At 61.6% G+C, this 25,152-nt stretch carries 19 protein-coding genes, 2 tRNA genes and 3 rRNA genes; 15 read left to right on the forward strand and 9 right to left on the reverse strand.

Features of this window, described 5'->3' with window-relative positions:
- Window positions 1-194 precede the first annotated feature (194 nt).
- Complete coding sequence (locus tag AAGT95_RS09705) at window positions 195-434, reverse strand: hypothetical protein (protein WP_342596357.1); 240 nt, start codon at window positions 432-434, stop codon at window positions 195-197.
- A gap of 251 nt (window positions 435-685) precedes the next feature.
- On the opposite strand from AAGT95_RS09705, the gene AAGT95_RS09710 reads away from it, so the two are divergent.
- The 6 genes from AAGT95_RS09710 to AAGT95_RS09735 all read left to right on the forward strand — a co-directional run bounded on the left by AAGT95_RS09710 (window position 686) and on the right by AAGT95_RS09735 (window position 6,765).
- Window positions 686-2,225 (forward strand): 16S ribosomal RNA (locus AAGT95_RS09710).
- A 93-nt stretch (window positions 2,226-2,318) separates the two neighbouring features.
- Window positions 2,319-2,395 (forward strand) — tRNA-Ile (locus AAGT95_RS09715).
- A 91-nt stretch (window positions 2,396-2,486) separates the two neighbouring features.
- Window positions 2,487-2,562, forward strand: a tRNA-Ala gene (locus tag AAGT95_RS09720).
- Between the two features lie 231 nt (window positions 2,563-2,793).
- Window positions 2,794-5,685 (forward strand): 23S ribosomal RNA (locus tag AAGT95_RS09725).
- Window positions 5,686-5,869: 184 nt separating this feature from the next.
- A 5S ribosomal RNA gene (rrf, locus tag AAGT95_RS09730) occupies window positions 5,870-5,984 on the forward strand.
- Together the 16S, 23S and 5S rRNA genes with 2 tRNA genes alongside form the textbook arrangement of a ribosomal RNA operon.
- Window positions 5,985-6,564: 580 nt before the next feature.
- Window positions 6,565-6,765 (forward strand): hypothetical protein, encoded by a 201-nt coding sequence (locus AAGT95_RS09735; RefSeq protein ID WP_110709763.1) that lies wholly within the window; start codon window positions 6,565-6,567, stop codon window positions 6,763-6,765.
- Window positions 6,766-6,973: 208 nt separating this feature from the next.
- Here the strand turns inward: AAGT95_RS09735 and AAGT95_RS09740 are convergent, their stop codons facing one another.
- Window positions 6,974-9,529: a membrane-bound PQQ-dependent dehydrogenase, glucose/quinate/shikimate family gene (locus tag AAGT95_RS09740; protein WP_425356052.1), complete on the reverse strand. Its 2,556-nt coding sequence runs from the start codon at window positions 9,527-9,529 to the stop codon at window positions 6,974-6,976.
- Window positions 9,530-10,141: 612 nt separating this feature from the next.
- On the opposite strand from AAGT95_RS09740, the gene AAGT95_RS09745 reads away from it, so the two are divergent.
- The 6 genes from AAGT95_RS09745 (at window position 10,142) to AAGT95_RS09770 (ending at window position 15,924) form a co-directional block, all read left to right on the forward strand.
- Window positions 10,142-11,263: a branched-chain amino acid ABC transporter substrate-binding protein gene (locus AAGT95_RS09745; protein ID WP_110709764.1), complete on the forward strand. Its 1,122-nt coding sequence runs from the start codon at window positions 10,142-10,144 to the stop codon at window positions 11,261-11,263.
- Between the two features lie 121 nt (window positions 11,264-11,384).
- On the forward strand, window positions 11,385-12,299 hold the full coding sequence (locus AAGT95_RS09750) for a branched-chain amino acid ABC transporter permease (RefSeq protein ID WP_110602455.1): 915 nt from the start codon (window positions 11,385-11,387) through the stop codon (window positions 12,297-12,299).
- Window position 12,300: 1 nt separating this feature from the next.
- On the forward strand, window positions 12,301-13,314 hold the full coding sequence (locus AAGT95_RS09755) for a branched-chain amino acid ABC transporter permease (protein WP_232822310.1): 1,014 nt from the start codon (window positions 12,301-12,303) through the stop codon (window positions 13,312-13,314).
- Window positions 13,315-13,323: 9 nt separating this feature from the next.
- Window positions 13,324-14,100: an ABC transporter ATP-binding protein gene (locus tag AAGT95_RS09760; RefSeq protein WP_342596359.1), complete on the forward strand. Its 777-nt coding sequence runs from the start codon at window positions 13,324-13,326 to the stop codon at window positions 14,098-14,100.
- On the forward strand, window positions 14,097-14,867 hold the full coding sequence (locus tag AAGT95_RS09765; RefSeq protein WP_425353341.1) for an ABC transporter ATP-binding protein: 771 nt from the start codon (window positions 14,097-14,099) through the stop codon (window positions 14,865-14,867). The genes AAGT95_RS09760 and AAGT95_RS09765 overlap by 4 nt, the downstream gene beginning before the upstream one ends.
- A gap of 19 nt (window positions 14,868-14,886) precedes the next feature.
- Complete coding sequence (locus AAGT95_RS09770; protein WP_342596360.1) at window positions 14,887-15,924, forward strand: trans-3-hydroxy-L-proline dehydratase; 1,038 nt, start codon at window positions 14,887-14,889, stop codon at window positions 15,922-15,924.
- Window positions 15,925-15,954: 30 nt separating this feature from the next.
- Here AAGT95_RS09770 and AAGT95_RS09775 read toward each other — a convergent pair whose 3' ends face one another.
- From AAGT95_RS09775 to AAGT95_RS09805, 7 genes are all read right to left on the reverse strand, one after another.
- Window positions 15,955-18,018 (reverse strand): FUSC family protein, encoded by a 2,064-nt coding sequence (locus tag AAGT95_RS09775; RefSeq protein ID WP_110602753.1) that lies wholly within the window; start codon window positions 18,016-18,018, stop codon window positions 15,955-15,957.
- Window positions 18,019-18,023: 5 nt separating this feature from the next.
- Window positions 18,024-19,022, reverse strand: coding sequence for an HlyD family secretion protein (locus tag AAGT95_RS09780; protein ID WP_342596361.1), 999 nt, complete (start codon window positions 19,020-19,022; stop codon window positions 18,024-18,026).
- Window positions 19,022-19,240, reverse strand: a complete 219-nt coding sequence (locus AAGT95_RS09785) for a DUF1656 domain-containing protein (protein ID WP_110602460.1) — start codon at window positions 19,238-19,240, stop codon at window positions 19,022-19,024. Before AAGT95_RS09785 ends, AAGT95_RS09780 begins: the two co-directional genes overlap by 1 nt.
- A gap of 196 nt (window positions 19,241-19,436) precedes the next feature.
- Window positions 19,437-21,035 (reverse strand): GGDEF domain-containing protein, encoded by a 1,599-nt coding sequence (locus AAGT95_RS09790; protein WP_342596362.1) that lies wholly within the window; start codon window positions 21,033-21,035, stop codon window positions 19,437-19,439.
- A complete protein-coding gene (locus AAGT95_RS09795) occupies window positions 21,032-21,526 on the reverse strand; it encodes an oxidoreductase (RefSeq protein ID WP_110602463.1) in 495 nt (164 codons plus the stop codon). Before AAGT95_RS09795 ends, AAGT95_RS09790 begins: the two co-directional genes overlap by 4 nt.
- Before the next feature lie 80 nt (window positions 21,527-21,606).
- The gene (locus AAGT95_RS09800; protein ID WP_205909494.1) at window positions 21,607-22,065 is read right to left on the reverse strand and encodes a GNAT family N-acetyltransferase; all 459 of its coding nucleotides are present in this window, start codon (window positions 22,063-22,065) and stop codon (window positions 21,607-21,609) included.
- On the reverse strand, window positions 22,062-22,931 hold the full coding sequence (locus AAGT95_RS09805; protein ID WP_110602464.1) for a DMT family transporter: 870 nt from the start codon (window positions 22,929-22,931) through the stop codon (window positions 22,062-22,064). Before AAGT95_RS09805 ends, AAGT95_RS09800 begins: the two co-directional genes overlap by 4 nt.
- Window positions 22,932-23,161: 230 nt before the next feature.
- On the opposite strand from AAGT95_RS09805, the gene AAGT95_RS09810 reads away from it, so the two are divergent.
- The 3 genes from AAGT95_RS09810 (at window position 23,162) to AAGT95_RS09820 (ending at window position 25,146) form a co-directional block, all read left to right on the forward strand.
- The gene (locus tag AAGT95_RS09810; RefSeq protein ID WP_157958245.1) at window positions 23,162-23,320 is read left to right on the forward strand and encodes a hypothetical protein; all 159 of its coding nucleotides are present in this window, start codon (window positions 23,162-23,164) and stop codon (window positions 23,318-23,320) included.
- 31 nt (window positions 23,321-23,351) lie between these two features.
- Complete coding sequence (locus AAGT95_RS09815) at window positions 23,352-23,834, forward strand: DUF192 domain-containing protein (RefSeq protein WP_342596363.1); 483 nt, start codon at window positions 23,352-23,354, stop codon at window positions 23,832-23,834.
- A gap of 337 nt (window positions 23,835-24,171) precedes the next feature.
- A complete protein-coding gene (locus AAGT95_RS09820) occupies window positions 24,172-25,146 on the forward strand; it encodes a TAXI family TRAP transporter solute-binding subunit (protein ID WP_110602757.1) in 975 nt (324 codons plus the stop codon).
- Window positions 25,147-25,152 lie beyond the last annotated feature (6 nt).

Raw genomic sequence — 25,152 nt, forward strand, 5'->3', positions numbered from 1 at the left:
GTCATTGGTTTTACCAATGTTCTGGCACTGCTCAAAGCGCTGCCTGCCGTGGTAGCGGTTGTCGGGCCTCGATTCGGACCAAAGTATGAAGCGGCCAGGCTTCAATGGTGCGCTGCCACGCCAGGGACGACGCTGACAATCGGCCCGGATTGTCCTGGGATGTATCGGACCTCCGCTGTCGGACGTCATCGATTTCAGTTTTTTTGACTCGAGGGCTTGCCAACGCGGCGGTCGATCCGTAAAGTACGCATCCGCTGCCGCCGAGAGAGGTTTTCGGAGGCGGTGAAGAAGAAAGCCAAGCAGTTGATTTGATTGAAATAATCGGTTGACGCAAGGCAAGGGAAGCAGGCAGAATGCTCCCGCTTCTTGGCAAGGATCGGCGCCGACAGCAGCACGCGACGCCAAGCAGGATTCGACAAAAAAGACGTTGACATCCTCGCCTCGATCCTTAAAATACGCCACTCCTTACGGCGGCCCAGAAAACAAGCGCTGACAAGTACTTGGATTCGAAACGGCAAAGTAAGGCGCTCTTTAACAATCGATCAGGTAATTGATGTGGGCGCTTGTTCTCGCGTGACAGCCAGTCACGACATATCGAGGCAAGCGACTCGTCAAGATTCGTTTGACCTTGAACCAAGTTTGGTCCGCTTTTTTCCTTCGGGAGAAGTAAGGACTATCAGACTTTAAACTGAAGAGTTTGATCATGGCTCAGATTGAACGCTGGCGGCAGGCCTAACACATGCAAGTCGAGCGGCAGCACGGGGAGCTTGCTCCCTGGTGGCGAGCGGCGGACGGGTGAGTAATGCATAGGAATCTGCCCGGTAGTGGGGGATAACGTGGGGAAACCCACGCTAATACCGCATACGTCCTACGGGAGAAAGCGGAGGATCTTCGGACTTCGCGCTATCGGATGAGCCTATGTCGGATTAGCTAGTTGGTAAGGTAACGGCTTACCAAGGCGACGATCCGTAGCTGGTCTGAGAGGATGATCAGCCACACTGGGACTGAGACACGGCCCAGACTCCTACGGGAGGCAGCAGTGGGGAATATTGGACAATGGGCGAAAGCCTGATCCAGCCATGCCGCGTGTGTGAAGAAGGCTTTCGGGTTGTAAAGCACTTTCAGCGAGGAAGAAAGCCTCTGGGTTAATACCCCAGAGGAAGGACATCACTCGCAGAAGAAGCACCGGCTAACTCCGTGCCAGCAGCCGCGGTAATACGGAGGGTGCGAGCGTTAATCGGAATTACTGGGCGTAAAGCGCGCGTAGGTGGCTTGGCACGCCGGTTGTGAAAGCCCCGGGCTCAACCTGGGAACGGCATCCGGAACGGCCAGGCTAGAGTGCAGGAGAGGAAGGTAGAATTCCCGGTGTAGCGGTGAAATGCGTAGAGATCGGGAGGAATACCAGTGGCGAAGGCGGCCTTCTGGCCTGACACTGACACTGAGGTGCGAAAGCGTGGGTAGCAAACAGGATTAGATACCCTGGTAGTCCACGCCGTAAACGATGTCGACTAGCCGTTGGGACCTTTAAGGACTTAGTGGCGCAGTTAACGCGATAAGTCGACCGCCTGGGGAGTACGGCCGCAAGGTTAAAACTCAAATGAATTGACGGGGGCCCGCACAAGCGGTGGAGCATGTGGTTTAATTCGATGCAACGCGAAGAACCTTACCTACCCTTGACATCCAGAGAACTTTCCAGAGATGGATTGGTGCCTTCGGGAACTCTGAGACAGGTGCTGCATGGCTGTCGTCAGCTCGTGTTGTGAAATGTTGGGTTAAGTCCCGTAACGAGCGCAACCCTTGTCCTTATTTGCCAGCGATTCGGTCGGGAACTCTAAGGAGACTGCCGGTGACAAACCGGAGGAAGGTGGGGACGACGTCAAGTCATCATGGCCCTTACGGGTAGGGCTACACACGTGCTACAATGGCCGGTACAAAGGGTTGCGAGACCGCGAGGTGGAGCGAATCCCAGAAAGCCGGCCTCAGTCCGGATCGGAGTCTGCAACTCGACTCCGTGAAGTCGGAATCGCTAGTAATCGTGAATCAGAATGTCACGGTGAATACGTTCCCGGGCCTTGTACACACCGCCCGTCACACCATGGGAGTGGACTGCACCAGAAGTGGTTAGCTTAACCTTCGGGAGAGCGATCACCACGGTGTGGTTCATGACTGGGGTGAAGTCGTAACAAGGTAGCCGTAGGGGAACCTGCGGCTGGATCACCTCCTTAAACGACCAGCTTCACGTGGTTCAAGCGTCCACAATCAATTACCTGATCGGCCAAGAGCAATGACTGTTTGGGTCACGGACCCAGTGGTAAGCCGGGTCTGTAGCTCAGTTGGTTAGAGCGCACCCCTGATAAGGGTGAGGTCGGCAGTTCGAGTCTGCCCAGACCCACCAAATTTTGCCGAATACGGCGTTGCTTTTTCCCTCGTGTAGCAGGCTACACGTCGGCAAAAAGCGCCTTGTCTTCGACAAAATTGCATTTGTCGGGGCCATAGCTCAGCTGGGAGAGCGCCTGCCTTGCACGCAGGAGGTCAGCGGTTCGATCCCGCTTGGCTCCACCATGTCTTTCCTGAGAAATCGCACCACACAGTCATTGAGTTCTAAGCCATCCGCTTCGTCGCGTCATACGCCGGCAAAGTCGATCGCTTAGAGCTTCTGCTCTAAACGCTCTTTAACAATTTGGATCATGCTGACAGTTCTTCTCGCAAGAGAAGAACGAAAGTGATACGTCTCAAGCGTATCCGGCAATTGTCGTTAGACTAATCGCACGACCAGACTCCTTCGGGTTATATGGTCAAGCGATTAAGCGCACACGGTGGATGCCTTGGCAGCCAGAGGCGATGAAGGACGTTGTAGCCTGCGAAAAGGTTCGGTGAGGTGGCAAACAACCTGCGACCCGGACATGTCCGAATGGGGAAACCCACCCAGCACAAGCTGGGTATCCCACACTGAATCCATAGGTGTTGGGAAGCGAACCGGGAGAACTGAAACATCTAAGTACCCCGAGGAAAAGAAATCAACCGAGATTCCCCCAGTAGCGGCGAGCGAACGGGGAGTAGCCCTTAAGCATGTGACTGGTTAGACGAACGCGCCTGGAAAGGCCGGCCATAGTGGGTGATAGCCCCGTAGTCGAAAACCTGAATGTGTGAAATCGAGTAGGTCGGGGCACGTGAAACCCTGACTGAACATGGGGGGACCATCCTCCAAGGCTAAATACTCCTGGCTGACCGATAGTGAACCAGTACCGTGAGGGAAAGGCGAAAAGAACCCCGGAGAGGGGAGTGAAATAGATCCTGAAACCGTGTGCGTACAAGCAGTGGGAGCCGACTTGTTCGGTGACCGCGTACCTTTTGTATAATGGGTCAGCGACTTATATTCAGTGGCGAGCTTAACCGTATAGGGGAGGCGTAGAGAAATCGAGTCTTAACTGGGCGACCAGTCGCTGGATATAGACCCGAAACCGGGCGATCTATCCATGGCCAGGGTGAAGATTGAGTAACATCAATTGGAGGCCCGAACCCAAGTATGTTGAAAAATGCTGGGATGAGCTGTGGATCGGAGTGAAAGGCTAATCAAGCTCGGAGATAGCTGGTTCTCCTCGAAAGCTATTTAGGTAGCGCCTCACGTATTACCGCCGGGGGTAGAGCACTGTTTCGGCTAGGGGCCCATCCCGGGTTACCAACCCGAGGCAAACTCCGAATACCGGTGAGTAGAGCGTGGGAGACACACGGCGGGTGCTAACGTCCGTCGTGAAAAGGGAAACAACCCAGACCGTCAGCTAAGGCCCCCAAATTCTGGTTAAGTGGGAAACGATGTGGGAAGGCATAGACAGCTAGGAGGTTGGCTTAGAAGCAGCCATCCTTTAAAGAAAGCGTAATAGCTCACTAGTCGAGTCGGCCTGCGCGGAAGATGTAACGGGGCTCAAACCAGATGCCGAAGCTACGGGTTCATCCTCTGGATGAGCGGTAGAGGAGCGTCGTGTAAGTCTGTGAAGGTGTGTTGAGAAGCATGCTGGAGATATCACGAGTGCGAATGCTGACATGAGTAACGACAAGGGGAGTGAAAAACTCCCCCGCCGGAAGACCAAGGTTTTCTGTTCTATGTTAATCAGAGCAGAGTGAGTCGGCCCCTAAGGCGAGGCTGAAAAGCGTAGTCGATGGGAAACGGGTCAATATTCCCGTACCGGATGTGGTTGCGATGGGGGGACGAAGAAGGCTAGGTGAGCCAGGCGTTGGTTGTCCTGGTGAAAGTCAGTAGGCTGAGGACTTAGGCAAATCCGGGTCCTTAAGGCCGAGAGACGAGACGAACGGACTACGGTCCGGAAGTCATCGATGCCACGCTTCCAGGAAAAGCCTCTAAGCTTCAGATCACATGCGACCGTACCCCAAACCGACACAGGTGGTCAGGGTGAGAATCCCAAGGCGCTTGAGAGAACTCGGGTGAAGGAACTAGGCAAAATGGCACCGTAACTTCGGGAGAAGGTGCGCCGGCTTAGGGTGAAGGACTTCGCGTCCCGAGCTCGAACCGGTCGAAGATACCAGGTGGCTGCAACTGTTTATTAAAAACACAGCACTCTGCTAACGCGTAAGCGGACGTATAGGGTGTGACGCCTGCCCGGTGCCGGAAGGTTAATTGATGGTGTTAGCCGTAAGGCGAAGCTCTTGATCGAAGCCCCGGTAAACGGCGGCCGTAACTATAACGGTCCTAAGGTAGCGAAATTCCTTGTCGGGTAAGTTCCGACCTGCACGAATGGCGTAATGATGGCCACGCTGTCTCCACCCGAGACTCAGTGAAATTGAAATCGCAGTGAAGATGCTGTGTACCCGCGGCTAGACGGAAAGACCCCGTGAACCTTTACTATAGCTTCACACTGGACGCTGATGTTGCTTGTGTAGGATAGCTGGGAGGCTTGGAAACCCGGACGCCAGTTCGGGTGGAGCCAACCTTGAAATACCAGCCTGGCATCATTGGCGTTCTAACTTGGCACCGTGATCCGGTGTGAGGACAGTGTGTGGTGGGTAGTTTGACTGGGGCGGTCTCCTCCGAAAGCGTAACGGAGGAGCACGAAGGTACCCTCAGCACGGTTGGAAATCGTGCATTGAGTGCAAGAGCATAAGGGTGCTTAACTGCGAGACAGACACGTCGAGCAGGTACGAAAGTAGGTTCTAGTGATCCGGTGGTTCTGTATGGAAGGGCCATCGCTCAACGGATAAAAGGTACTCCGGGGATAACAGGCTGATACCGCCCAAGAGTTCACATCGACGGCGGTGTTTGGCACCTCGATGTCGGCTCATCACATCCTGGGGCTGAAGTCGGTCCCAAGGGTATGGCTGTTCGCCATTTAAAGTGGTACGCGAGCTGGGTTTAGAACGTCGTGAGACAGTTCGGTCCCTATCTGCCGTGGGCGTTGGAGATTTGAGAAGTGCTGCTCCTAGTACGAGAGGACCGGAGTGGACGCACCTCTGGTGTTCCGGTTGTCACGCCAGTGGCATCGCCGGGTAGCTATGTGCGGACGGGATAACCGCTGAAGGCATCTAAGCGGGAAGCCTCCTTCAAGATGAGATCTCCCTGAGACTTCGAGTCTCCTAAAGGGTCCAGCAAGACTAGCTGGTTGATAGGCACGGTGTGGAAGCGCTGCAAGGCGTTGAGCTAACGTGTACTAATGCCCCGTGAGGCTTGACCATATAACCCCAAGGGGTTTTGGAAAGAGGCGTCGTGGCGAAAGCCGGGACGCGAGGTCGAGCGATTAGTACGACAATGACTGGATACGCGGGCCGAGGAAGAGCCGGCCAAACGAGACGTAGCCGTCAGCATGATCCGAATCAGTTGAAGCGATGCGAGGAAAAGATCGTTTCAGCGTCAGTTTTGCCTGACGACCATAGCGAGTGGGAACCACCTGATCCATGCCGAACTCAGAAGTGAAACCGCTTAGCGCCGATGGTAGTGTGGGGTCTCCCCATGTGAGAGTAGGTCATCGTCAGGCACTTATTTCGAACCCCGGCCATTGGTCGGGGTTCATTCGTTTTAGGGGCCTCCCCTGGACCCGTTCGTCGGGAACGAACGGGAATCGCTTCAGCAGGCCCGAAGGGCGAGTCTCAGGAGGAGACGAGTCAAGTCGCGGAGCGCCGGGTGGCCGGCCCGAACATCGTCAGGCTTCTATCCCCAACCCCAGCTTCGAAAGAGGCTGGGGTTTTGCCTTGCCCGGTGGATCATCGCTACGGGCTACGGGCTACGGGCTACGGGCCATGAGCTCGGCTCGGCGACTTCCGCGGTAAGTCCACGTTTGCGCTTGGAGCGCAGCTTCTCTGGCCGGAGACCGGGGAGGGCGCCTCTATTCTTCCCATCGACAAGGTTCGTGACGCTTCGTTTGCCAGGCGCCTTGTCTGTTTGCGTTGCGCGGGTGGGAATTAAAAGATTGGCGACGCTAAAAGCCGACAACTTTAGATTGCCCGCCTAGCAATTAGGATGAATTGGGGAAGGTGCGTTTACCGTTGGATGATTGTGCGATCAACGGCTATGTTGAGTGGGCAATACATGGAAGCTGTTACCAAGGAGAAGATTCGATGCGCACCGAACTACTGAAAAAAATGGCGATGGCAATGCTGGTAGGCTTTATGGCCTTTGGCGTGGTTGCTTGCGATAACGACGAAGGCCCGGCCGAAGAGGCTGGAGAGTCAGTCGACAATGCCGTGGATAATGCTGGCGACGCCATGGAAGACGCGGGTGAAAACATTCAGGATAAAGCGGAAGACGCACAGAATTAATACAACCATGAAGTAGCGATAGTCTGGTAACTGAAGACCGACTGCCGCCCCTTCGGAGAGACCGAACCTGCTGGACGGTCTCAACCAAGAAGCCCGAGCCCACATCAGTGGAGCTCGGGCTTCTGTCATTCATGGTTGTTGTCCCATGAATTGTCGCCTGGACCATCCTGCCCGAATCTTGCCCAGGCAGGATGACCCAGTCAGACGGTCAGGAGCCTTCACCCTCCGGCAGTGCGTAGGCGATCACGTAGTCCCCGGTGGGAGTCTCCATGAAGTGGTGGCCCGTGGCGACGATGACCACGTATTGACGGCCGTTGGCTTCGTAGACCATCGGATTGGCCTGACCACCGGCCGGCAGCGGTGCCTGCCAGATCGTCTTGCCGCTCTCGATGTCGATGGCACGGATCAGGTCGTCGGTTGCCGCGGCAATGAAGATCAGCCCGCCGGCGGTGACCACGGAGCCGCCGTTGTTGGGCGTCCCTATGTCGATCGGCAGACCTGAGCGGATACCCCAGGGACCATTGGCCCGGGCGGTGCCCAGTGGTCGATCCCACAATGTGTCGCCGCTCGCCAGGTCGATGGCGCGGATGTGGCCATACGGCGGCTGCTTGCACAGCATGCCGGTGTAGGGCACGCGCCAGCCAGCATTGACGTTGATCGCGTAAGGCGTGTTGGCTTGAGGGTCTCCGGCGCCTTCCGCACCGCCGCTGTCTTCCTTCTGCTCTTCTCGCGGCACCCAGCCGAGCTTGTTGGCTACATCGCGCGGCACCAGCTCGTTGTAGTTGGGCATGTCGTTATAGTTGGCGATGATCACACCGCGATGCGGATCGATCGCCACGCTGCCCCAGTCGGAGCCTCCGTTGTAACCGGTGTACTGGATCCACGGCTGTTCGGCGGTGGGCGGCGTATACATGCCTTTCCAGCTTGCCTGGCGATACTGGATTCGGCAGAACAGTTGATCGAACGGGGTCATGCCCCACATGTCTTTCTCGTCGATATCCGGCTGACGCAGCGTCGCGTAGAGCGAAAACGGCTGGGTCTCGCTACGCTGCTCCGGTTCGGCACCCCCTTGGGGGACCGGGCGCTCTTCGGCGCCACCGCCGAGCAGTTCGCCTGTCTCGCGATTGAATACGTAGATATCGCCCTGCTTGGTCGGCATGACCAGTGCCGGCACTTTGCCGTTACCGGTGGGAAAGTCGATCAAGGTCGGCTGCGAACCGGGATCGTAATCCCAGACGTCCTTGTGCGCCGTCTGGAAATGCCACTTTGGCAGGCCCGTTTCGACATCGAGGGCGACCATGGAGCTGGCCCACTCGTTCTCTTCCGGCGTCCGCGAGCTGCTCCAGTAGTCGGCAGCGCTGTTGGCCATCGGTAGATAGACTAGTCCCAGCTTGCTGTCACCGGCGGCGGTAGTCCACATGTTGGGCGAGCCACGGACGTAGGTTTCATCGCCCGTCAGCGGTTCGCTCTGATCCGGCCGCCCGGCGTCCCACGCCCACTGCAGCTCACCCGTGACCGCGTCAAAGCCCTTGATCACGCCGGACGGCGGATAACGCCGCTGGCCATCCAATACCTGGTGGCCGGTCACGACGATGTCACGCACGACGACGGGAGCCGAATTGATCGACACGTAGCCCGGCGGGGTCTCGCCCATGTTGCGCTTGATGTCGACCTGGCCGTTGTCGCCGAAATCGGTGCAGGGCTCGCCGGTAGCGGCATCGACCTCGATGATGCGACCGTCGAGGGTGCCGGAGATGATCCTGGCGCGGCAGGTTTGCGCCTCATTGGCTGCAACGGCCGGCTGCTGCGGCGTGTCGTCACCCGCTGTCCCGTCGTCGCCTTCCTGCGTGTCGGTCGCCGCTGACTGTTCACCCTGCTCATCGGCGGTCGCCGATTCGGCGGATGGGTCCAGGCGATCTTCCGGCACTTCGTAATAGGTCACGCCACGGCAGGCGGCGGTGTAAGGAATCGCATCCTCCGATACGACCGGGTCGTAGCGCCAGTTCTCTTCACCGGTCGCGGCATTCAGGGAGATCAGGATGTTGCGGGAGGTGCACAGGAAGACGTCATCGCCGACTTTCAGCGGTGTGGTCTCGGCGCCCCAGCGGTGATCCAGAATATCGCCGGTGCGGTACTGCCACGCCACTTCCAGGTCGCCCACATTGTCCGGGGTGATCTGGTCTGCGGGTGAGTAGCGAGTCGCAGCGGAGTCACGACCGTAAGCGGCCCAGTCTCCATCGGCCGGTACATCGGCAGGCTGGGCATCGCCCACGTCCGTCGAGAGGGACTCGTCAGCGACCGCCGGGACGTCCTCGAGGTGCTGGTAGCCGCGACCGGGAACGAATGCCAAGGCGCCCGCGACGATCAGGCCAAGGAATAGAACGCCCGCCAGGGAGAAGCCGGTCTTGCGGGTGGGTCCGTCTTTGAGCGCAGGCGTAACCAGCGCTACCAGGATGGCGAGAATGAGTACGACATCCAGGCGTGGAATCCAGCGCCAGTAATTCAGTCCCGATTCCCAAGCGGCCCACAAGAACGTCCCTACGAAGACGACACCGTAAATGACGGCACCGGAAACCTTGCCGCGAAACAGTTGGATGCCGGAAATCAGCATCAATACACCGGCGACCAGGTAATACCAGGAGCCGCCCAATGTCGCTAGATAGGCGCCGCCGGCTCCCAGAGCCAGCCCGACAAGCGCAACAATGATTCCGACGAGCTTGGCGAACACACTGCCAGCACCGCCGGAAGAAGTCGTAGTGGCCACAGAACTCTCCCTTGAATGACTTATTGACTGCCGAATGACCGCATACTCCGATGCGATCAATGACCCCATGCGACAAGCTGTCGCATGGGACAAGCGTAGTCATGGTAATGGAAGCTGACGATGAATTCAGGCCGAAAACGGGCCGACTCGACGCCATTTGTCGGAGGCAACTTAGTGGCAGTCGCCAAGCTGCGGGAGTGCCCGTGCGCTGTCGCTTCGGTCGAAACGCTAGCGGTGGTGAAGGGATCTGCCTCCCAATGCGCCAGGCGGAAGTCGCAAGAGGGAGTTTTTGTTGGGAAGCCTTGGGCATGGCCAGCCCCGGCTGTCCGGCGACCACGGCTTGATGACCTTTCACTGCCCGCCTCGTGCCCGGGATCGGCGAAGAACCAATGCGCGAAGAGAGACTTCAGTTGACGCCAAAGTTGCTCTTCATGTCTCTTGTATATTTTATACGAAAAGCCTAGTGTCGACGAAAAGCTCGGTGTCGAAACGTAATTTTTCGTGGCAGGATGACTCAACGTCGCCTGGATCACGGCCTCGAACGGAAGGGCGCAACGCCCGACCCCTTTGCAGTACGAACGAACAATAAGCGCAGAAGGGAGTAATCGTTGTATGAATAAATTTCTCAAGCTGGTCACCGTTACGACCGCCCTGAGTCTGGCCGCGGGGTCTCTGGCCATGGCGCAGGAAGGCCCGATCGTCATCGGCGTGCAGGCGCCGACGACCGGTTCCGAGGCGACCTACGGCAAGGACATGTTCAACGCCATATCGCTGGCCGCGGACGAGATCAACGCCGATGGCGGCCTGCTGGATGGTCGCCAGATCGAGCTGATCTCCGGGGACACCGCCTGCGACCCCCAGCAGTCGGTCAACGCAGCCAGTCGACTGGCGTCGCAGGAAGTGGTGGGTGTCGTGGGCGGTTACTGCTCCGGAGCGACTCAGCCGACGCTCAAGACCTACGGCGATGCCAATATCCCGTTCGTCATCGTGGCGGCCAACTCGACGCAATTGATCCCGGCCAACCCTGGCAATGCGGTGATGATCAACTCCACCGGTGACGACCAGGCCAAGACCGCGCTCGATTTCTTCGAGGGCAAGGGCATCGAGAAACTGGCCATCGTCAACCAGGGTGACGCCTATTCGCAGGACCTGGCCAATCTGACTCGCGATGCCTGGACCGCCGCGGGCCATACTGTCTCCGCCTTCGAGTACGTCAACAAGGGGGAGCAGGACTTCTCCGCCCTGGTCAACAAGATCCGGGGCTCCGGCGCCGAGGCGGTGTTCTGGACCGCCTACTATGCCGATGGCGGCCTGCTGATTCGCCAGCTACGTCAGCGCGGCTTCCAGGGCATCATCGCGGTGGGTGACGGTTCCAACTCGCCGGAGCTGTTCAATATCGCCGGCAAGGCCGCCGAGGGCGTATTTGCCTTCTCCAACCCGACGGCCGACTTCCTGCCGGCTGCCAAGCAGTTCGCCAGCGACTACCAATCGAAATTCGGCAATGCGCCGGGGCCGTACGCGCCGCTCGCCTACGATGGCATGCAATTGATGGCCTGGGCCATCGACAAGGCTGGCTCCACCGATGGCGATGCCATCATCAAGGCACTCAATAGTGCCGATGGCCAGGAATGGCTGGCCGGTCCGATCTCCTTCACGCCGCAGCACACCCTGGCGCGAAGCAATTTCGTGGTGCTCGAGGGGCAGGGCGGCAAGTGGACCCGCTACGAAAAATGACGGCTGCATCACCGGTTCGGGCTTCCGCTCGAACCGGTGGTGTTGGAACGCCGCGTAGAGCTTGATCTCCACGCCGCGTTCGTCTTCCTCATCCGCTGTTCGCTGGCCAGAGACAAACGCCATGACCTGGTACGATTCTTTTCTGCAGCAGCTCGTCGACGGGCTGGTGCTGGGCTCTTTCTATGCCCTGGTGGCGCTCGGTTACACCATGGTGTTCGGGGTCATCAAGCTGCTCAACTTCGCCCACGGCGATCTCTACATGACCGGTGCCTTCGCCGGGTTCGGCGGGCTGTCGCTGGTCTCCGGCTTTCTCGGGGCCGGCTGGCTCGGCATCTTCGTGGCCATGCTGCTGGCAATGCTTGCCGTCGGTTGCCTCGGGGTGGTGATCGAACGGGTGGCTTATCATCCGATGCTCGGCGCGCCGCGGCTGTCGATACTGATCACCGCACTGGCGGTTTCGTTGGTACTGCAGAACGCGGCGCTGGCGCTGACCGGCGGCCAGTACACGGCCTTCAGCACCGATCTCGGCTTCGGCGGCATCAGTCTCGGCAATCTTTTCCTCTCCTACAACCAGATCGTGCTGGTGGCGGCCGCCGCCGTGCTGATGATCGCGCTCGAGCTGTTCGTCTCCAGGACGCTTTATGGACGGGCGATGCGCGCGGTCTCCATCGACAAGGACATGTGCCGGATGATGGGGATCAACGTCTCCGCCGTCATTGCGGTGACCTTCTTCATCGGTTCGGGACTGGCTGCCGCCGCAGGGACGATGGCTGGCGCCTATTACGGCAGCATCTGGTACTTCATGGGGTTTCTGATCGGGCTCAAGGCGTTCACCGCCGCGGTGATCGGCGGTATCGGCAGCATCACCGGTGCGATGCTGGGAGGTCTGATTCTGGGGCTGCTGGAGTCCTTCGGCACTCATATTCCGTTCATCGGCAGCGAGTGGAAAGATGTCTTCACCTTCTCGATCCTGATTCTGGTACTGGTGTTCAAACCCACCGGCCTGCTGGGCAAATCCGAAGTGGAGAGGATGTGACATGGACAAGCATTCGCCACCAACGCCCACCGATGTCGACGAGCACGATTCCGGCCGGGCGAAACCGCGCAATCCACTCCAGAAACTCTACGCAGCCTTCGAATCGCCGGGGCGGCGGCGGGCGCTTCATCTCACGATTCTGGCGATCCTGATCGTCACCCCGTGGATCTCGAGTCAGTACACCACCGTCATTCTGACCAACGCGCTGCTCTACGTCGTGCTGTGTCTGGGGCTGAATATCGTGGTCGGCTACGCCGGGCTGCTCGATCTCGGCTATGCCGCCTTCTTCGCGGTCGGTGCCTATACCGTCGGTATCCTGACCCAGCAGTTCGGCGTCAATTTCTGGGCCGCGATCCCCTTTGCGCTGATGGCGGCGGCGCTCGCCGGGGTCATCATCGGCGGGCCGACCTTGCGCTTGCGCAGCGACTATCTCGCCATCGTGACCCTGGGGTTCGGTGAGATCGTGCGCTTTACCGCGCGCAACCTGGAGATCACCGGCGGCGCCAGCGGGCTGTCGCATATCCCGGAACCGTCGCTGTTCGGCTGGCACATCGACAGCTCGATCGACTTCTATTACGTCTTCGTGGTACTGGCGGTGCTTGCCTATGTCGCCAGCCAGCGGCTGTTCGACTCCCGTCTGGGCCGGGCATGGCTCTACGTGCGCCACGACGAGGATGCGGCCGAGGCGATGGGGATCAACCGGGTTGCGACCAAACTGGCGGCCTATGTGACCGGCGCCATCTTCGGGGCGATCGGGGGAATCTTCTTCTCGGTCAATCTGGGCGCCATCTCGCCAGAGAGCTTCAGCTTCCAGCAATCCGTACTGATTCTGCTGGCAGTGGTGCTGGGTGGCATGGGCAAGATTCCCGGCGTCATCCTGGGGGCGTTCATCGTCGTGCTCGGGCCCGAATTGCTGCGCGATTTCGGCACCCTGCGACTGCTAATCTTCGCGGTCCTGCTGCTACTGATCATGCTGTTCCGGCCGAGCGGTATCTGGCCCGAGAAACGTTCATAGGGGAAAGCGATGCTGCTGCAACTGAAACAGGTGTCGCTGAGCTTCGCCGGCAACACCGTACTGCACGAGGTCGACTTCGGCGTCGCCGCGGGGCGTATCCATAGCCTGATCGGCCCCAATGGCGCCGGCAAGACGTCGATGTTCAACGTCATCACCGGCTTCTATCGGCCCCAGCAGGGCGACATCACGCTGGATGGCGAGCAGATCGTCAAGCGCAAGCCTCATGCCGTCACCCGCCTGGGGGTCGCCCGGACCTTCCAGAACGTGCGGCTGTTCCGTGAGATGTCGGTGCTCGAGAACGTCATGGCGGGGCAGCACTGTCGCAGCCGGGCCGGTGCCTTGGCGGCCATTCTGCGGCTGCCGAGTCAGCGCGCCGAGGAGCGGCGGATTCTCGAGACCAGTCTCGAATGCCTCGATTTCGTCGGCCTGATGGGGCACCAGGACCGGCTGGCGACCAATCTCGCCTACGGCCACCAGCGCCGCGTCGAGATCGCCCGCGCCCTGGCCACCGAGCCCAAGCTCCTGTTGCTCGACGAGCCGGCGGCGGGCCTCAACAGCGGCGAGAAGCAGGCGCTGATCGAACTGATTCGACGTATCCGGGACGAGCGCGGCGTCGCCGTGCTGCTGATCGAGCACGACATGAGCCTGGTGATGAATGTCTCCGAGCGCATCAGCGTGCTCGATCACGGCAGTTTGATCACCGAGGGCGACCCCCACTCGGTGCAGAACGATCCCAAGGTGATCGAGGCCTATCTCGGCCAGGACGACGAGGAGCTGGCACTGTGATACAGACCATTGACCAGACCGACGCGCCGGCAATCGATTCGCGCCCGGGCAAGGTGCGTCTCGGCATCCGCGATGTCGAAGCCTTCTACGGTCAGATTCAGGCGCTGCGGGGCGTCTCGCTGGATGTCCACGAGGGCGAGATCGTGACCTTGCTGGGCAGCAACGGGGCCGGCAAGTCGACCACGCTCAAGACCATTTCCGGGCTGGTCCGGGCGCAGCGGGGCGAGGTCCAGCTGGAGGGTGAGTCGATCGCCAAGCTGGCCGCCCACGAGATCGCCCGGCGTGGCGTGGTTCACGTGCCCGAGGGAAGACGCATCCTGCGCGGGCTGACGGTCAAGGAGAACCTGGAACTGGGCGCGTTCACGGTCAAGGACAGCGGGTTGCGCCGGCAACGACTCGACGAAGTCTACGCACTCTTTCCGATCCTCCACGAGCGTCGCCATCAGGATGGGTCGCTGCTCTCCGGCGGCCAGCAGCAGATGCTGGCGATGGGGCGCGCGTTGATGCACGGCCCCAGCGTGATGCTGCTCGACGAGCCCTCGATGGGGCTGGCGCCCAAGCTCGTGACCGACATCATGCGCATCATCAAGCGGCTCAACGAGGCCGGCACCACGATCCTGCTGGTCGAACAGAACGCGCGTCTGGCATTGCGCCTGGCGCATTACGCCTACGTGATCGAGAACGGCGAGATTCGGATGCAGGGGGCGGCTGCCGAACTTCGCCAGGACGAATCGATCGTGAAGGCCTACCTGGGGGTGGGCGAGTAGCGCAACGCGGGAGGGGAACATGCAGACGAGCCGCGTGATCCATGTCGTCGGCTGTCACGCCGAGGGCGAAGTGGGAGACGTCATCGTGGGCGGCGTGGCACCGCCGCCCGGAGAGACACTCTGGGCGCAGTCGCGCTGGATCGCCCGCGACCGGACCCTGCGTGACTTCATGCTCAACGAGCCGCGCGGCGGCGTCTTTCGCCACGTCAACCTGCTGGTGCCGGCCAGGGACCCCCGCGCGCAGATGGGCTGGATCATCATGGAGCCGGAAGACACGCCGCCGATGTCCGGTTCCAACAGTTTGTGCGTGGTGACCGTGCTGCTCGAGACCGGCATCCTGCCCATGCGTGAGCCGGAAACCCATCTCGTGCTCGAGGCTCCCGGTGGCGTGATAGAAGCCGTGGCGCGCTGCGAGAACGGCCGCGTCCTCGACGTCACCGTGCGCAACCTGCCGGCCTTCGTCGATCAGCGGGACCTGCAACTGGAGGTCCCTGGGCTGGGCACGCTGCGTGTCGACACGGCTTTTGGCGGCGACAGCTTCGTGATCGTCGACGCCGAGGATCTCGGCTTCCGGCTGGTGCCGGACGAGGCGCGGGAGCTGGTCGAAGCCGGTATCCGGATCACCAATGCGGTCAACGAGCAGTTCGGATTCCGCCACCCTGCCAATCCCGATTGGCGGCACGTCTCGTTCTGCCAGATCGCCGCACCGCTGATACGGGAGGGTGACGCCTGGCTGGGACGCAATACGGTGGCGATTCAACCCGGCAAGCTCGACCGTTCGCCTACCGGCACCGGCTGTTCGGCGCGCATGGCGCTGCTGCACGCCCAGGGCAAGCTGGGATTGAACGAGACCTTCATCGGTGAATCGATCATCGATTCCCGTTTTGTCTGCCGACTCGACGGCACGACTCGCGTCGGCGAGGTGGCGGCGGTGACGCCACTGATCCGCGGCCGTGCTTATATCACCGGCACCCACCAGTACACTCTCGATCCACAGGATCCGTGGCCTGGCGGCTACCGGCTCGCCGATACCTGGCCACGAATCGGAGCGCGGTGAAACGCCGGTTCGTCGGAGCGTGGGTCGCGGTCAGGATGTCGCGGGCTCGGGCTGGCGATCGGGCTTGATACGTGGCCGCTCGGCCATGATTCGCCCCAGCCGCTCCAGCGCCAGTTCGAGACGCTCGACCAGGCCCTCCAGCAGCACCCGGCGATCGGCGGCGACATCGCCATGCTCGGCAATGGCCTCGTCCAGGCGCTTGCCGGCCTCGCGAATGCCCTGCGGCTGGCGGCCGTTGGCGCTCTCCTCGAAGCCGCTGGCCAGCGCCCGCAGCAACTGGCGATGGGCACGCCGGATCATGGGATGAGGGGCGTCGTCGAGCCGATCCCGCAGTCGCAGCGTGGCCGTCCCCAGGTCCAGCCCCGTCAAGCCGAGGATGAACAGGTGGCGCTGGTCTTCGGGCAGCATGTCGTCGTGCTGCGCCAACTGCAGTATGCGATCGGCCATGTGGCCACTGAAGCGGGTTTCGGCATCGCGTATGGAACGTCGCCGCAGCTGGTGGATGTCCCGGGAAATGGCGTTGATCAGACGGCGTCGGCGTAGCCGCGTGCCCAGTCCGGGCAGCAGCCGGAAACCCATCACTACGCAGGTCAGGCCGATGATCACCGCCACCGCCCGGTTGGCGAAGCTGTCGAAGGAGAAATCCATGTTGTTGCCGGGCATGGTCAGCAGGATATTGAAGATCGTGAAGGCGAGGCAGTAGCCCATCGTGGCCGGATTGGTCGCGCCCAGGAGCCCCAGGAACAGCGGCGTGCCGAACAGCAGCGCCAGCATCGGGAAACCGTTGGCCTGCGACAGCAGCACGTGGCCGAACAGGAACGCGCTGGGAATGGCGGCGAGCATGCCCTTGTAGAACATCATGGTGATCGCGACCGGATTGTCGCGGCTGGCGAAGAACGACGAGAACAGCGTCCCCAGCAGCATGGCGACCATGGCACTGTTCCAGGCGGTGAGAATCCAGAAGGTGGCCAGCGTGCCGAATACCAGGCCGGAGCGCAGTGCGTTGATGCCGGCGGCGAGATGATCGCGATGCCAGGCCAGCGAGGTCGAACGCAGCTTGTGCGTACCGGGTGACGCAATCGCCTCGCGGGCATCCAGCATCACCATGGCGTGACCGATCGATTCCCGCAGCCCCAGCCGGGCGCGACGGTCCAGCGGTGCCATGCCCGCCTCGTCGCTCTCATGCACGAGGTGGCGAAGTTCCTGTAACTCCTGCCGCGCCTTGGGAACGCCCTTGACATGCTCCGCCTCGCGAAAGCCCTGGGCCACCTGCCGTGCGATCTCGATGCTGCGGGGGTCCAGCTTGTCGGCGTGGTCGTGCAGCATCTGGTGCAGTGCCTGGAGGTTGGCCAGAAAGCGCAGCGTTCGTCGGGTCAGCACGTGGGTCGCACGGATGCGTCCCGGTCCCTCCGGCCCTTCGAAGCGAGCTGCCTGACTGTCCGTCTCCAGCACCGTCAACGGGCCGAGGCTACCTCGCAATGCCTTCTGCATGGCGGGAATGTCGCTGCTCGCCTCCAGGCGCAGGGCGGCATTCTCGAACGCTTCGTTGATGACGGTGTCGGCCTGCGACGCGAGGTGCTTGCCGACTCGCGACGGCCACAGCAGCGAACTGACCAGGGTGGCGCAGATGGCGCCCAGGCCCAGTTCCGATAGTCGCGCCACCGCGATGTCGAAGATACCGCCGGGGGTGCTCCCATTGGATATCACCACGATCAGCATGGCGGTGACGGCCGCCATCAGGCAGCCGTAGGTGTAGTTGTTGCGCCACAGCGAGCCGACGTAGGTGCACAGCATGATCCATAGCGTCAGAGTGATCAGCGCCGGCACTCGGGCCTGGGCGAAAAGCGCCATGATGGCGATGCCCGTCACGGCGCCGATGAAGGTACCGCTGATCTGGCAGATACCTTTCTCGATCACCATGCCGCTCATGGGCCGGATCTGCAGAAAAGCCGCCGAAATCAACGCCCAGTAGGGACGATCGAGATTGAACCAGAGCGCCAGGTAGAGCGCGATCATCATCGCCACGGTGGTCTTGATGGCGAACTTGACCGCCGAGGCATCGGGCATCAGGTAGGTCTTGACGAGCGGCGGCATGGTGCTCACTGCGGCGCTTCGGTTGCGTTCTCGGCCGGCGTCTCGGCGGTCGACTGCGACTGCGCCGTCGGCCGGCGATCGGCGGGCAGGCTGCGCGGGGTGGTGGTGCTGGCGGGCTCACCGGCGGGCTCGGCCGGATGCTCGCCGTCCGCATGCTGAACTCTGACCGTCGCGGTCATCCCGGCGCTGAGCAGAGTGTCGTCAGGAATATGGTCCAGCGTGATCCGAACCGGAATGCGTTGAGCCAGCCTCACCCAGTTGAAGGTCGGCTGGACCTGCGGCAATAGCTGATTGTTGAGCGTGGTGTTGGTGTCGGCGATGCCGCGGCCGATACCGGCCACATGGCCATGCAGATGGGTGTCGCCGTTCATCAGGATGACCTCTGCCGGATCGCCGACATCGATGGAGGACATCTTGGTCTCCTCGAAATAGCCCATGACGTAGTAGGAGTTCGACTGCACCAGCGCCATCACCGGGGTACCGCGAGTCACGTAGTTGCCGGCGGCCAGTTGCAGGTTGAGCACATGGCCGTTGATCGGCGCCACGACGCGAGTGCGCTCCAGATCGAGCTTGGCACTGGCGAGGTCGGCCTGGGCCTGCTTGAGATTGGCGGCGGCGACGCGGCTGTTGATCTGGGCGATCTGGCGATCTTCCGCGCTGATCGACCGGCTGCTCAACTGGTTGCGACGCTGGGCCTCCGTCTGACGCAGCTGGAGGGTGGCCTCGCGGTTCTCGACCGTGGCCTGGGCCTGGTCCAGAGCCGCCTGGTAGCGCGCGGGGTCGATCTCGAACAGGGGGTCGCCCTGGGCGACGAACCCGGTGTCGTTGACATTGAGCGTCCGAACCCAGCCGGAAACGTCGGGAGCGATGGTGACCACCTCCGCGCGCACCCGGGCATCACGCGTCCACGGCGTGAAGAGGTAGTAGTTCCATAGCCAGATGCCGGCGGCCACGGCGATCGCGACGACGACGAGGGTCATGAGGATACGTAGCGAATTGCGCATCAAGTACTCTCGAGCAGGAAGGAGAACAGAAAAGTGATACCGGCAGTGAACAGCACGAACAGCGAGACATCGAACCAGGCTTCGTACCAGAGCGCACGCTGTCCGACCATCCAGTGCAGCAATGAGCGCAGGACGATGGTCGCGATGAAGCCGAACAGGGCATAGATCAGCAGAGGACTGATGAAGATCCCGCCGACGGCGATTTCCTGTAAACCCATATTTTCCCTGTGGCGGTGGCGTGACGAACGGATAATATTAGCACGCTACTGAAATCGTTGTCAGAGACATGAGCGTCGCGGCTACCGAGCAGTCTAGCTGGAAACCGAGGTACCGAGCACCAACCGGCGATGTTCGACGTCGCTCGATCGCCCGGCTCGTCGAGCGATAGTCGGTGAAGCGGTCGTGGTCGGCCTCTCAAGCCTCGTCGAGCGCCGGGGGCGCCAGCGCCACCGCAGGCAGATGGCAACATCGATTGCGACCTTCTGCCTTGGCCCGGTAGAGCGCACGGTCGGCCCGCATCATCAGGCTCTTGAGGCTATCGTTCTCGTGACGCTGGGTCAGGCCGATGCTCAGCGTCATCGACAGCGTGACGGCGTCGTTCACCACCAACGGAGTGTCGGCAACGGCGGCGCGCAAGCGTTCGGCCATCAGCGCGACGGCTTCCGGGGACATGCCGGAGAGCACCACGGCGAACTCCTCGCCACCGATGCGCCCGAGCAGGGCATCCTCCTGCATCAGCTCATCGAGCTGGCGGGCCAGCGCGCACAACGCCTGATCTCCCACCGGATGACCATATTCGTCGTTGATCCGCTTGAAGTGGTCGATGTCGATCAACAGCACGCTCAGTGGGGCGTTCCGGTCCCGGCGCAGCCGCTTCACCGCGGCACGCCACAGGGCACGCCGGTTGTGGAGGCCGGTCAGGGCATCGGTGGAGGCCAACTGATGCAGCTTGTGCTCCATCGCCTTGCGACGGGTGATGTCGAGGCTCCAGATCAGCCACGCCGACTGCGCATGGATGTGCAGTGGTCTCGCGCTCAGCAGGGCCCAGTAAGGCGCGCGAGGCGCCAGCCTGACCTCCAGCTGATGCACGGTCTCCCCGCGGCTCAGGCGCGCGACGAGTTGTCGATAGTCATCGCCATTCTCGAACAGGGTCTCGAGATGGAACTCCTCGGCTCGCCGGGTATCCGTCTGGGTCAGCAGGTCCTCGCTGATGTAGAAGATCCGGCGCTGGTCGGCGCTGATCAGGGTGACGTCACTCGGCGTCGAGTCAAGAATCGTGCGCAGTAGCGCCTCGCGTTCGTGCAGCAGGCGCGTGCGACTCCGGACGCGCCGCTCCAGCGAGCTGTTGAGCGCCTGCAGCTCCTCGGCGAGATGACGAGAGCGCCGCTGCGAACTCAGGATGCGCAATGCCAGGATGAGGCAGCCGCAGGCCAGCAGCACCAGGGTGACGGTGAGCCAGTGGAACGTTCGCTGCAGCGATTGGCGTTCCCAGTCGAGTTGCGCCGCGACCGCGATATTGGAGACGACGATCAGCTCGTGCGCCGGACGCAATTGCCTCGGCAACTCGGCCAGCATGTCGGCGGCCACGCGCCTTGCGCCGGCCTGGTCGTGCCAGTCCAGCCGCTGCATCCAGCCCGCGCTGAGCGAGTCGAGATGGGCGATCGTCCGGTGTACTTCGGGCCTGGGTTGCGGCAGATAGTCGAAGACACGGCTGTGGCGGAAAGGGTCGAGGGTATTGCGCATGACGCCCAGGCGCAGGATCAACGCGGCAGCACCTGTCTGGCCCTCCTCGACGGCATGGGCGGTGTCGAGCAGGCGCTGGATCTCCGAGCGCAACTGATAGCTCTGCCACACCTCGGTGTGCAGGCCGGGCGAGGCGTAGTCATCGCCTTTCTCCGAGATCAGCTTGAGCCCCGCCAGCGCGGCGACGATCATCGTCCCGGCCAGCGCGATCAACAGCATGACCGGCCAGCGTCGGCCCTTGCCGGCTCCGATGGCGTCTGATCCGCTCACTGGAGCTGTAGTTCGCTCAGCTGCCATACGGTGCGGCTGTAGTAGGTGCGTTCGTGGAGTTCGGGATAGTCGCTATAGGGATACATGACGACCAGCGGCCCATAACGGTCGACGGCGAGGTAGTGGCCGTTGCGGCGATAGGCGACGACGGGATCGTAGTTCTCCAGGTCCGAACGGGGAATGATGTCGCTGTAGTCGTCGAGACCCACGGCGAGCATCCTGCCGGGCGCGGCGATCGACTGGCTCCGCAGCAGGACGTTGATCGACACTCCCGACCAGCGAGCTTCGGGATCGCTGGTGTCGGGGATCGAGCCCGTCACTTCGCGGCTGGGCAGCGCCTCCAGGCTCGTCAGCGTGAACGACGCCAGCACCCGGCCGTGGGGATCGACGAGCGTCAACAGCGGCATATCCCTGGGGTAGGGCGGCTCGTCCGCTTGCGCCGCCAATGACGATATCGCGATCAGTATGCCGACGATGAGTGGTCGCAACATGATGGCTTTTCCCGGGCTTTCTTGTGTTATCGGCGTGGCGACGGTTTTCTGGACCGCCCTCGTGCCTTCGCCGCCCCGCCTCAGGCGTTGGCGTCGGCGACCAGGACACGGGAGAACTTGACGATCTCGTCGCGGCGATCGTCCCATCCCAGATGATGCCAGAAGCGGTGCGCCTGGTGATTGTCCGCCAGGGTGTCGAGATGCACCTTCTCGATACCGGCCGCCAGCAGTGCCGTCAGGCAGCGATCGACCATCGCTCGTGCCAGCCCCAGGTGGCGATAGTCCGGGTCGACCATGACATGCTGCAGATAGCCGCGACGGCCGTCGTGTCCCGCCATGGCGCAGCCCACGATGCCGTCCCCGACGGCCGGTCGCGCAACGAAACTCAGGCCGGGATTGCGCGCGAGATAGCGCTGCGTCGCCGCGTAGCCATCGGCGCTGCGGAGCACCACCCCCGGGGTACGCGACATCATGGCGGCGAAGTCCGGGTGATCGTCGATGGTCATGGGCAGGATGTCGGGCATGGGACTGGAGTTCATGGCGCGGGCCTCGATCTACGGTGGCGGCTGAAGCGAATATTGATGACGGCCAGCCCGGCGACGACCATGGCGCCGCCGGCCATCTTGTTGATACCCAGCGGGTCGTCGAGCAGCCATACGCCGAGGATGACGGCGAAGACCGGCATCAGCAGGGTCAGCGGTACGACGCGGCTGACGGGGTGCTTTTGCAGGAGCCGATACCAGAGTCCGTAGGCGGCGATCGATGACATCAAGGCGGTGTACACGACCGCACCCCACCCGGCCAGGCCGGCGTTCTGCAAGGCGTGCCACTGGTCGTCCTCGAAGAGCCAACTGCCCGTCGCGACCAACGGTATCGCGAACAGCGAGATCCAGCCGGTCATGGTCAACGGGGCGATCGGTGGCGCGAGCTTGATGATCATGGTCGAGACGGCCCAGAACAGGGCGCTGGCGAGCAGCAGGGCAGTCGAGGCTGGCGGCGGCAGGGATGGGCCCCCGGCCAGCACCACGACACCGCCGAAGGCGAGGATCAGGCCGAAGATTCGGCGCGGGCCGAGCTTCTCCTTGAGAAAGATCGCGGCCAGCAGCGTCGCGAAGGGTGTCCCCATCTGCACCAGCAGCGCGCCGGTACCGGCTTCCGCATGCTGCAGGCCGAGAAACAGCAGCGGAAAATGCAGGCCGCCAAAGGTGACGGCCAGCACCAGGAGCCAACCGAGCTGCTGGCGCGAGATGCGAGTGAACGGCACGATCAGCACGGCGACCAGCATGAAGCGGAGTACCGTCACCAGCAGCGGCGGCAGATCCTCGATACCAAGCTTGATCACGATGATATTGAAAGCCCAGATGGCAATGATACCCAGGCCGATCAGCAAGTCCTTCAGGGGCACGTGCAGTACTCGTCATTGGAAGGGGGCGTCGACGAAGGCGCCGGATGGCCCATTGTCTCAGCGGCTCTCGCGAGAGCAAGAGTATTTTGAGATGTCGTCTTCCACGGGGCTTCGGCGCTTCGCCGGTCGGCGTAATCTGCGTTTCTCAGCTCGGGGAATGCGCTACTCTACGCAAAATCGACCGATTCTTCGTCGCCAGGTCGGGAATCTTCGCACTCGAGAGCCAACCCATGATCAAGGGAATCATCTTCTGCGTCTGCTTTCTCTTCGCCCAGCTGTTCGTGCTGTCCTATATCGACCATCGCCACGGAAGCGGCGAATCCGTGACGCGTCAGGCGGTCGCGGCGCAGAACAACCAGCGTCAGCGCGACGAGGAGGAGCAGGCTTGACGATCAGTCTCGCGACCCGGGGGGGAAGGGCATGCTGTCCCGAGCGTTGATTCCCGCCGCGTGGCTGGCGTCGATGCTGCTCACCATGCCGGCCTGGGCGGAAGCGCCGACTCGCCACGCTCTGGTCCTCGACAATGGCCAACGCACGCACACGATTCGGATCGAGGTCGCCGAGACCCCGCAGCAGCGCTCGAGAGGCCTGATGGAGCGCGATTCGCTTCCTGTCGACGCCGGAATGCTGTTCCTCTACGGCGCCGAACAGCCGGCGACGAGCGCCTACTGGATGTACCGGACGCGAATTCCGCTGGATATCGCCTTCATCGACGAGGGTGGCGTGATCCGTTCGCTGAGGACCATGTCTCCCTGCCGCGCCGAAGCGTCGAGCCGATGCCCCGTCTACCCGGCGGGGGCGCGCTTTCGCGCCGCGCTGGAGGCCAATGCCGGCTACTTCGCCGAACGCGGGATCGAGGTCGGCGATCGTGTCGAGCTCGCACCCTGGATCGAGTCGCCGTGAAATGCATTCGCTTCCGGCATGAGGCATGCCGATAATGGTGAAGGGTAGGCGGCCCATCGGCTTTGGAACACGGCAAAAGCGCATGGTGACGGTGTCCGTGGGTTGACCGATGGGTCAAGCCCGCTCCCTGGGGATGAGCTTCCCCGCGCCACGACGGTTTTGCCGGTCAAAAACTCGCTATATGATGGCGCGCCGTCGGGGATAAGTTATGTTGCAATGGGTAAGTCACGGGCACGGTGCGATCTGAATCACACCCTGACGCACGCCGGCCGGCCTGTTGTCTTCGCGATCGGAACGCCGATCAACACAATAAACGGGAAAAATTCGAGGTATGCGCATGAAACGCCACGCATTAACCGCAGCCGTTCTCTCCTCCGCCCTGATGGGCGCCCTGTCGATCTCCACGCCAGCCATGGCGCAGGATCAGCAATACATCACCATCGGTACCGGCGGTCAGACCGGGGTCTATTACGTCGTCGGTCAGTCCGTCTGCCGGATGGTCAATCGCAGCGCCGAGGAGAGCGGCATTCGGTGCAACGCACCGTCCACCGGTGGTTCCGTTGCCAATATCAACGGCATCAAGTCCGGTGAGCTGAACATGGGGGTGGCGCAGTCGGACGTGCAGTACAACGCCTACAACGGCAAGGCGCAGTTCGACCAGCCGATGGAGAACCTGCGTTCGGTCTTCTCGCTCCACGGCGAGCCGTTGACCATCCTGGCGCGCAAGGATGCCAACATCCAGTCGGTGCAGGACCTGAAGGGCAAGCGTGTCAATATCGGCAACCCGGGGTCGGGTCAGCGCGCCACCATGGAAGTGCTGATGGACGCCGAGGGGTGGGACACCAGCGTCTTCTCGCTCTCCTCCGAGCTCGGTGCCGCCGAGATGGCCTCCGCGCTGGCTGACAACAACATCGATGCCATGGCCTACGTGGTCGGTCACCCCAATGGCGCCATCCAGGAAGCGACCACCACCGTCGCCTCCAACCTCGTCCCGTTGAACGACGATGCCGTCAAGGGGCTGGTCGACGAGTTCCCCTACTACAGCATGTCCACCATCCCGGGTGGCATGTACGAGGGCAACCCGGACGACGTCGAGACCTTCGGTGTTCGCGCGACCTTCGTGACCTCCGCCGACGTCGACGACGAAGTCGTCTATCAGACGGTCAAGGCCGTGTTCGACAACTTCGATCGCTTCAAGCGTCTGCACCCCGCGTTCGCCAACCTGACGCCGGAAGACATGATCAGCCAGGGCCTTTCCGCCCCGCTGCATGACGGTGCCAAGCGCTACTACAAGGAGCAGGGCTGGCTGTAATGGCCC

It is taken from the genome of Salinicola lusitanus, from assembly GCF_038648475.1.
Classification (GTDB): Bacteria; Pseudomonadota; Gammaproteobacteria; order Pseudomonadales; family Halomonadaceae; genus Salinicola; species Salinicola lusitanus.